This is a genomic window from Neisseria sp. 20925_1_37 (genome assembly GCF_041433255.1).
Taxonomy (GTDB): Bacteria; Pseudomonadota; Gammaproteobacteria; order Burkholderiales; family Neisseriaceae; genus Neisseria; species Neisseria flavescens_D.
In genome coordinates this window covers 1-7,633 of the sequence record NZ_JAPWBC010000023.1, presented here as the reverse complement: position 1 = coordinate 7,633, position 7,633 = coordinate 1, and the positions used below count along the sequence as shown (strand labels likewise).

Genomic DNA, 7,633 nt, shown 5'->3' with positions numbered 1-7,633 from the left:
GCCGCATTGACGGATTGGCCTTCTTCAACAGGAATGGCGACCACGGTGCCGTCCATGGTGGCGGTAATCCGCGTGTGGCCCAGTTCGGATTCAGCCGTATTAATCGAGATTTTGGATTGTTTGATGGAGGCCTTCAGTTCGGCGACATTCGCTTTAGCTGCGGCTAAAGAGTCTTGTGCAGATTCCAAGTTTTCCTTGGAAGTTGCCTGTTCTTTCCATAAGGCAAGTTCGCGTTTATATTTTTTCTCCGCACTGGAAAGCGCGATTTCGGCAGAAACCAATTTTGCCTGATAGGTTTCCAGTTTGGATTTTTCGGTATTTAAGGTATTGATCTGATTGGTTGAGTCGATTTCCGCAATCAGATCGCCTTTTTTCACTTGTTGGCCCAGTTTCACATACAGTTTTTTAATCTGACCTGAAGCTTCCGCGCCTACGGATACTAAATTGGAAGGTGAGATTTCTCCGGTTGCCGACACTGTTTGACGGATATCGCCGCGTTTGACTACTTCAGTAATAAAAGAAGACTGAGGCTCAGGCTTCATCAAAGACCAGCCGCCGAAAGCTGCTGCTACTACAACAGCCGTACCGGCCGCCCACTTGAAAACTTTAGACATATAAAAGGAACCAATTCAATAAAATAACGTTGCAGACAAACAATAAATGTATGTTGGAGACAAAAAACAACTGGATTTTACTGTAAAGACCAAGGCCAACCAAGAGACGGTCGGCTCAAATTGAAATTTAACTTATTGAAATAAAAAATAAAAGGATGAAAATATTTTTCAGAACTTGTACCTCGTTTACATAAATTCCCAAACTTCCTCCGAATCTGAACATTTAAGCCGCAAGAAAACGACTATAATATTTATGTCTTATTCTAATTATTAACGACACAAATAAAATGAAACACCAACAAGGCTTCACGCTTATCGAGCTGCTGATAGTCGTTTTGATTGCAGCCATTCTTGCTACCATCGCATATCCGTCTTATCAAAACTACATCCGCCAAACGCGTCTCGCATCCGTCCGCACACAGATGCTGCATAATGCCCAACAACTTGAACGCTACTACACTCAAAAAAGTACTTTTGTAGGGTTTCCTCCTGAAAATTTGCAGCAGAATCAATATTTCGATATTAGTTTTTCCGAAGGTTCGGATCCTTCCGATTCAGGTTATATTTTGAAGGCTGTACCCAATAAAGAAACCAATGCCGATGAAACTTGTACCGTTTTTTACAACGACAGCGGTATCATCTGGGCAAGCAGCGACAAGCAAAACTGTCCCGGTTATGAAATGCCAAAATCAGAATAAATCGAAGTATAAAAGGCCGTCTGAAATTCAGACGGCCTTTTTGATGGTTTGGCTGTATAAGCACATTAGCTTAAACAGGGCAAAGATCGGCAATCCCGACCCGATATGAAGTCAATTTTAGCCTTTGCGGCGCGGTTCGTCAGGGCGGATGCGGGAAGCCAGTTGGTCGAGGATGCCGTTGACGAATTTATGGCCATCGGTACCGCCGAAAGTTTTGGTAACTTCGATGGCTTCATTGATGATGACGGGGTATGGGGTCTCAGGCATGGTGCTCAGCTCATGGCAGGCAACCAGCAAAACGGCGCGTTCGATAGGGCTGAGGTCTTTTTCGTCGCGGTCGAGTAGGGGGCTGATTTTTTCCATGTATTCTTCGGCATGGGTTTGCGCGCCGAAAAACAGTTTGTTGAACAGCTCTTCATCCATATTGGAAGATTGGGACAGTTCGTGGATGTTTTTAGCGATTTCAGGAGCGGCAGTTTTGTTGATGCCTGCTTGATAAATAGCTTGTACGGCAAGCTCGCGTGCGCGGCGGCGTGGGCTTTTCATGGGTATTCCTTGTGAAGAGAGTGCCGATGGTTGACGGCTGAATATTGAATGATTCAGACGGCCTCAATGTCATGATTGAGAGGCCGTCTGAAAATATGCGGTATTCAATACGAAGAGAAGCTTATTCTTCGTTGTCTTCGTATTGTTCTGACAAAAGATGATTGACCAAGTTGGCACATTCTACGGCAACTTTGGCGGCATCGGAGGCTTTTTCTTCGATGCGTGCGACAGCCTGTTCATCGTTTTCGGTCGTCAGGATGGCGTTGGCGATAGGGATGTTGTAGTCAAGGGCAACGCGGCTGACACCTGCGCCGGACTCATTGGATACCAATTCAAAGTGGTAGGTTTCGCCACGAATGACAACGCCGATAGCAATCAGGGCATCGAATTGTTCGGATGAAGCGAGGTTCATCAACGCGATAGGCACTTCAAGCGCGCCGGGAACGGTGGCAAGCGTGATGTTGTCTTCGGATACGCCCAATTCTTTTAGGGTGCGGCAGCATACTTTGACCATTTCGCTGCCGATTTCGTTGGTGAAGCGGGCTTGAACGATGCCGATGCGCAAGTTGGTGCCATCGAGGCGTGGTTCGATAATGTTCATGATGATTCCTTCAATATTTGTGAAATAGGGATTCGGCTCGGTTTCAGACGGCCTTGTTATAAAGAAGGCCGTCTGAAACAAAATGGGGATGGATTATTCTTGCGGCTGCCAATCGGCAACGGCTTGGAACTCGCCGTCTTCGTTCAATTCCCACGCGCAGCCTTCTGCCTGAGTCAGCAGGGGCGCGATGTCGGGATTGTCTGCGGTAATGGCGGAGAGACTGACAATGCTGAAATTGTCGGGATTGTCGGTGTATTCGTCGGTTTCGTCGCCGCTGAAAATACGCCAGCCGCTGTCGTTTTCAAATACGGGGGCTTCGCGGTAGAGGAAGCCGACGGGCTCGCCTTGTTCGGCGACGGTGTTGGTAACGATGCAGCGGTCGAGCGCTGCGGCCAATGCTTGGGCAAATTTGTTCATGGAGTTGGCAAAGAGATAATTTGGCATGATTTTACACGATTCGCCGCTTTTCCGCACGGATGTGTGCAGGGGCGGTTTGATGGTACAATGTCGGTAAGTGCCGTCAGATTTGAACATGACGGCTTTTGATTGTTTATCGGCTTGAGGGACGCGAGAAACAATGAGCCAAAATAAAAAAGTTGCCGGTGTAGCCTTTTTATTTTGTTTCACTGCGGATGAGGCGTATTTTCGGGCTGTTTTTTGAAAGTATGGAATGAAACCTGATTTGCTCAAACAGCAGGCGCATCGAGCGATTCAAAAGCGTCTGGGCTATGAGTTCCGCAATATGGAGCTGCTTCAGCAGGCTTTGACCCACCGCAGCTACAATGCCAAACACAATGAGCGTTTTGAATTTGTCGGCGATTCGATTTTGAACTATTCCGTGGCGCGGATGTTGTTTGACGCGTTTCCGAAATTGTCGGAAGGTGAGTTGTCGCGGATGCGCGCGGCTTTGGTGAATGAAGGCGTGTTGGCTGAAATCGCGTTGGAAATGAATGTCGGCGACGGTTTGTATCTAGGGGCCGGCGAGTTGAAGAGCGGTGGTTTCAGACGGCCTTCGATTTTGGCCGACGCAATGGAGGCAATGTTTGCGGCGGTCAGCTTTGACACTGATTTTTCTGCGGCGGAAAAAGTGGTTCGCCATTTGTTTGCGGAACGCGTGAAACGTGCGGATTTGAATATCGGCAAGAAAGACAGTAAAACCGCTTTGCAGGAAGCCTTGCAGGCACGCCGCTTTGCCCTGCCGAAATACCGAATCGAAGAGCAGGCGGAGCAGACGGCTGATGCGATGTTTGTGATTTCCTGCGATTTGGGCGAACTTGGTTTCATCTGCAATGCACGCGGCAGCAGTCGGAAAGTGGCTGAGCAAAAAGCGGCATGTGAAGCCTTAGAGTGGTTGGAACAGAAGTTTCCTTTGAAAAAAGCTAAAAAATAATATTTCAGACGGCCTTTGAGAAAATGCAAAGGCCGTCTGAAACAATCAAGAAAGTCATATAAATGGATATCGAAACCTTCTTACAAAACGAGTCGCAACACCCGACAGATTATCGTTGCGGCTTTGTGGCCATCGTGGGTCGACCAAATGTCGGCAAATCCACGTTGATGAACCATTTAATCGGTCAGAAAATCAGTATTACCAGTAAAAAAGCACAAACCACGCGCAACCGTGTAACCGGTATTTACACCGACGATACGGCGCAATTTGTGTTTGTCGATACGCCGGGTTTTCAAACCAATCACCGCAATGCTTTGAACGACCGTCTTAATCAAAACGTAACCGAAGCGTTGAGCGGCGTGGATGTGGTGGTTTTTGTGGTGGAAGCCATGCGCTTTACCGATGCGGACCGCGTGGTGTTGAAGCAGTTGCCTAAGCATACGCCTGTGGTATTGGTGGTCAATAAAATCGATAAAGATAAAGCCAAAGATAAATTTGCGCTTGAGGCTTTTATCAATGAAGTACGCCAAGAGTTTGAATTTACTGCCAGCGAGGCAGTCAGCGCGAAACATGGCCTGCGTATTGCCAATCTTCTGGAACTGCTCAAGCCGTATCTGCCGGAAAGTATCCCGATGTATCCGGAAGATATGGTGACGGATAAATCCAGCCGATTCCTGGCGATGGAAATTGTGCGCGAAAAATTGTTCCGCTATTTGGGCGAAGAGTTGCCCTATGCGATGAATGTTGAAGTGGAGCAGTTTGAGGAAGAGGAAAGCGGACTGTTCCGTATTTATATCGCGGTATTGGTCGATAAAGACAGCCAAAAGGCGATTTTGATTGGCAAGAGTGGGGGGAAATTGAAGAAAATTTCTACTGAAGCCCGCCTTGATATGGAAAAATTGTTTGATACCAAAGTCTTTTTGAAGATTTGGGTGAAAGTAAAATCCGGTTGGGCAGACGATATTCGTTTCCTGCGCGAATTGGGTTTGTAATTTAATGTATTCAAACAAAAGGCCAACAAAAGGCCGTCTGAAAAATTTTCAGACGGCCTTTTGTTTTTTGTTTTATCAAGACAACAATTCAGCCAGGCGTTGGACGATTTCATCTGCTGCTTGGCGTTTCGATGTTTCCGGAAATGAGGTTTCGGCAAGGTCATCAATAATGGTGATTTGATTGGTTGGCTTGCCCATGGAAACAGAGACTTGGTTGGCCACCAGCATCGGTACGTTTTTACGCAAACGTTTTGCCCGAGCAAATTCCAAAACCTGATGGCTTTCTGCAGCAAAGCCGACGCAGAATGGTGGGGAAGGCAGGGCGGCAACGGATGCGAGAATATCCGGATTTTCCGTCAGCTCGATAACCGGAGGCTGATTGCCGTTTTTCTTTAGTTTCTCGTTGCTGCTGTTTTTGACTTTGTAGTCTGCAACGGCTGCAACGGAAATAAAGACATCTTGTTCATGGATATGGCGGTGAACTGCCTGATACATGGCTTCTGCGCTGACAGCCTGTTCAGAATGAGTTAAGCCTGCGGGCAAGGCTGTCTGAATTTGACCGTAAATCAGCGTGACTTTCGCTCCGGCAGCACGGCACGCACGCGCTAAAGCCATGCCCATTTGTCCACTGGAAATATTGGTAATGCCGCGGACAGGATCGATGGTTTCAAATGTTGCGCCGGCGGTAATCAGAACTTTTTTGCCGCTCAATAGCTTGGGTGTCCATAAATCCTCTAACAAATCTGCCAGATCGACCGCTTCGACCATTCTGCCAGTGCCTGTTTCTCCGCAAGCCTGTTCGCCACTGTTTGGGTAAAACACGGTAATGCCGTCTGAAGCCAGTTGTGCAATATTGCGCAGGTTGGCAGGGTTGTTCCACATTTCAACATTCATTGCAGGCGCAATGGCCAAAGGACATTTTCTGGCTGCGGCTAAAGTAGTCAGCAGGTTGTCGGCTAATCCGTTGGCAATTTTGGCAATCGTATTGGCAGTTGCAGGCGCAATAAGAAATGCGTCGGCTTCGCGCGTCAGATTGATGTGTGCCATGCCATTATTGGAAGCGCCTGAATAGGTGTCCGATAACACGGGATTGCCGCTTAATGCTTGGAAAGTCAGCGGAGAGACAAATTCCGTCGCAGAATCCGTCATCACCACCGAAACAGAATGTCCCTGTTTTTTCAGCAGTCTGACCAGTTCACACGATTTATACGCCGCAATACCGCCGGTAATGCCGAGGAGAATGTGTTTGCTCATAAATAATGGGTTCATGAAATGAGAGATATAGGAATCAAATCAAAATTAGATTTGTTCGATGTTGATTCTGGCTAGTTTTGCTTTAATCGCATTGCCATATCTCTTCGGCAAGAACGCTGAAACCGCTCCGTTTTTCACTTCAGTCACATAACTACAGACCTTAAATTCAGGAACAACATTGAGTGAGTAGTCCGGATTGACCAAAGGCGAAGCACTGGAGTACAGCGTCCATCTTGCCAGACTGCCGTCTTCATAATCAGTCGTTGCGTTAAAGCTGGTAACCCCTTCGCTGAAAGCGATTTGATAATTAGAGTAGAACTCGCCGGGAATTTCGTGTGCATTACAGAAATCAAATAATCTGTCATGTGCAAACAGATTCTGACGGATATAGGCCCACAATTCTTTTTCTAGAAAATCTTGGTCGGCAAAATGTCTGGAAGGATAGCCCTTGTCGACAAAGTTTTGAATCCTTTCCTGCATATCTGGGACTGCGCCCGCTTTAGCGCCCCACATACCCGCAAGAATTAGGGCAGTATGCGAGCCTGAGTCGCGAATAGTGTGGAATAGTGTGCCACTTTTTATCCATTCGGATACGGCCGCTGCATCACGATAACAAATAATAGAATCTGCATCACGGAAAATAACGTATTCAACCTCGGGATCATTGATGGCAAGAAAGCGCCACATCGTACCCGGCCAGTTGTCTAATGGAGTGCCAACCTTAATCACTTCTGCACCGTTATTTCTAAATCGTTGAATAGCTTCAGCTGATACAGAATCGTCGACATAAAAACGACATGTCCAACCGGGGAAAAGCACAGGCGCAAGCTGGGTATTTAATACGGCAGGCTCAATATATTTGGAATTATTGCCAAATAAAGAAAAGGAGATAATCCGTTTGCCGTTTTTTGGAGCTGGTGTTGGAATGATTTCATGTTCTAGGTCTGGGATGGCTTTATCTTTTAGAACCAAAGCTTGATGACCGTAAAATCCGGTTTTTTCCCAGTTATCTAGAGCGCCGTAAGCATGGGCAAGTAAATCCAAAGCAGGAATATAGGTGCTATCCAGCTCTAGCGTTTTCATTTCAGCCTCAGTGGCTTTTTCCCATTTCAATTGCTTCAGATAGGCATAAGCAACTTTGTGATGAAATTCGACAGATTGTGGATTGAGAAGGCAAAGAATCTCGGCGCGTTTAAGCGCTTCCTCGTAATTTTCCTCTTCGATAAAAGAGTGATATGCTTGTTCAAATTTTTGTTGAATCTTTTCGTTACTCATAATAGGGACTATTCTAAATTTATGATTGTTTTATTGGAGAAAGTAGAGATTGTAAGAGTAGATGGGACTAAAGCACCAGTAGTATAGAGATATAGAGTGTTTGAATGTGGCAATTAAGAGTAAAACTGCAGGACTATTTATCTTTGGATATCTGTTTTATCTATCGAACGATAAAATCCAATAAATTTTAAATTATTTAAATACAGATAGTTGTGAAAAAATTTTAATTTTTTTGAAGTTGGGTGTTGACTGGTTTTGTTTTG

General features: G+C 46.1%; 9 protein-coding genes. 3 read left to right on the top strand and 6 right to left on the bottom strand.

Annotated elements, in window-relative coordinates:
- On the bottom strand, window positions 1-614 hold a 614-nt coding region (locus O3661_RS10495; RefSeq protein WP_371493382.1), incomplete at its 3' end, for an efflux RND transporter periplasmic adaptor subunit.
- A 287-nt stretch (window positions 615-901) separates the two neighbouring features.
- On the opposite strand from O3661_RS10495, the gene O3661_RS10490 reads away from it, so the two are divergent.
- The gene (locus O3661_RS10490; protein WP_371493381.1) at window positions 902-1,312 is read left to right on the top strand and encodes a type IV pilin protein; all 411 of its coding nucleotides are present in this window, start codon (window positions 902-904) and stop codon (window positions 1,310-1,312) included.
- Window positions 1,313-1,429: 117 nt separating this feature from the next.
- On the opposite strand, the gene nusB is transcribed toward O3661_RS10490, so the two are convergent.
- The 3 genes from nusB to O3661_RS10475 all read right to left on the bottom strand — a co-directional run bounded on the left by nusB (window position 1,430) and on the right by O3661_RS10475 (window position 2,876).
- Complete coding sequence (nusB, locus tag O3661_RS10485) at window positions 1,430-1,858, bottom strand: transcription antitermination factor NusB (RefSeq protein WP_003748564.1); 429 nt, start codon at window positions 1,856-1,858, stop codon at window positions 1,430-1,432.
- Window positions 1,859-1,979: 121 nt separating this feature from the next.
- Window positions 1,980-2,459 carry a 6,7-dimethyl-8-ribityllumazine synthase gene (ribH, locus tag O3661_RS10480; protein WP_371493380.1) on the bottom strand — a complete coding sequence of 160 codons (480 nt, stop codon included), beginning with the start codon at window positions 2,457-2,459 and terminating at the stop codon, window positions 1,980-1,982.
- Window positions 2,460-2,552: 93 nt separating this feature from the next.
- Complete coding sequence (locus tag O3661_RS10475) at window positions 2,553-2,876, bottom strand: DUF2185 domain-containing protein (protein ID WP_293192529.1); 324 nt, start codon at window positions 2,874-2,876, stop codon at window positions 2,553-2,555.
- Window positions 2,877-3,129: 253 nt separating this feature from the next.
- On the opposite strand from O3661_RS10475, the gene rnc reads away from it, so the two are divergent.
- Both rnc and era read left to right on the top strand, forming a co-directional pair.
- Window positions 3,130-3,849: a ribonuclease III gene (gene rnc / locus O3661_RS10470; protein ID WP_371493379.1), complete on the top strand. Its 720-nt coding sequence runs from the start codon at window positions 3,130-3,132 to the stop codon at window positions 3,847-3,849.
- 62 nt (window positions 3,850-3,911) lie between these two features.
- A complete protein-coding gene (gene era, locus O3661_RS10465; RefSeq protein WP_371493378.1) occupies window positions 3,912-4,841 on the top strand; it encodes a GTPase Era in 930 nt (309 codons plus the stop codon).
- Between the two features lie 75 nt (window positions 4,842-4,916).
- On the opposite strand, the gene coaBC is transcribed toward era, so the two are convergent.
- Window positions 4,917-6,095 (bottom strand): bifunctional phosphopantothenoylcysteine decarboxylase/phosphopantothenate--cysteine ligase CoaBC, encoded by a 1,179-nt coding sequence (coaBC, locus tag O3661_RS10460; protein WP_371493377.1) that lies wholly within the window; start codon window positions 6,093-6,095, stop codon window positions 4,917-4,919.
- Window positions 6,096-6,140: 45 nt separating this feature from the next.
- Window positions 6,141-7,370 (bottom strand): tetratricopeptide repeat protein, encoded by a 1,230-nt coding sequence (locus O3661_RS10455; RefSeq protein ID WP_371493376.1) that lies wholly within the window; start codon window positions 7,368-7,370, stop codon window positions 6,141-6,143.
- Window positions 7,371-7,633: the final 263 nt, after the last annotated feature.

Excerpts from the sequence above, each read along its gene's own strand:
- O3661_RS10490 (WP_371493381.1), top strand. The coding sequence starts at position 902 with ATGAAACACCAACAAGGCTTCACGCTTATCGAGCTGCTGATAGTCGTT.
- nusB (WP_003748564.1), bottom strand. The coding sequence starts at position 1,858 with ATGAAAAGCCCACGCCGCCGCGCACGCGAGCTTGCCGTACAAGCTATT.
- ribH (WP_371493380.1), bottom strand. The coding sequence starts at position 2,459 with ATGAACATTATCGAACCACGCCTCGATGGCACCAACTTGCGCATCGGC.
- O3661_RS10475 (WP_293192529.1), bottom strand. The coding sequence starts at position 2,876 with ATGAACAAATTTGCCCAAGCATTGGCCGCAGCGCTCGACCGCTGCATC.
- rnc (WP_371493379.1), top strand. The coding sequence starts at position 3,130 with ATGAAACCTGATTTGCTCAAACAGCAGGCGCATCGAGCGATTCAAAAG.
- era (WP_371493378.1), top strand. The coding sequence starts at position 3,912 with ATGGATATCGAAACCTTCTTACAAAACGAGTCGCAACACCCGACAGAT.
- coaBC (WP_371493377.1), bottom strand. The coding sequence starts at position 6,095 with ATGAGCAAACACATTCTCCTCGGCATTACCGGCGGTATTGCGGCGTAT.
- O3661_RS10455 (WP_371493376.1), bottom strand. The coding sequence starts at position 7,370 with ATGAGTAACGAAAAGATTCAACAAAAATTTGAACAAGCATATCACTCT.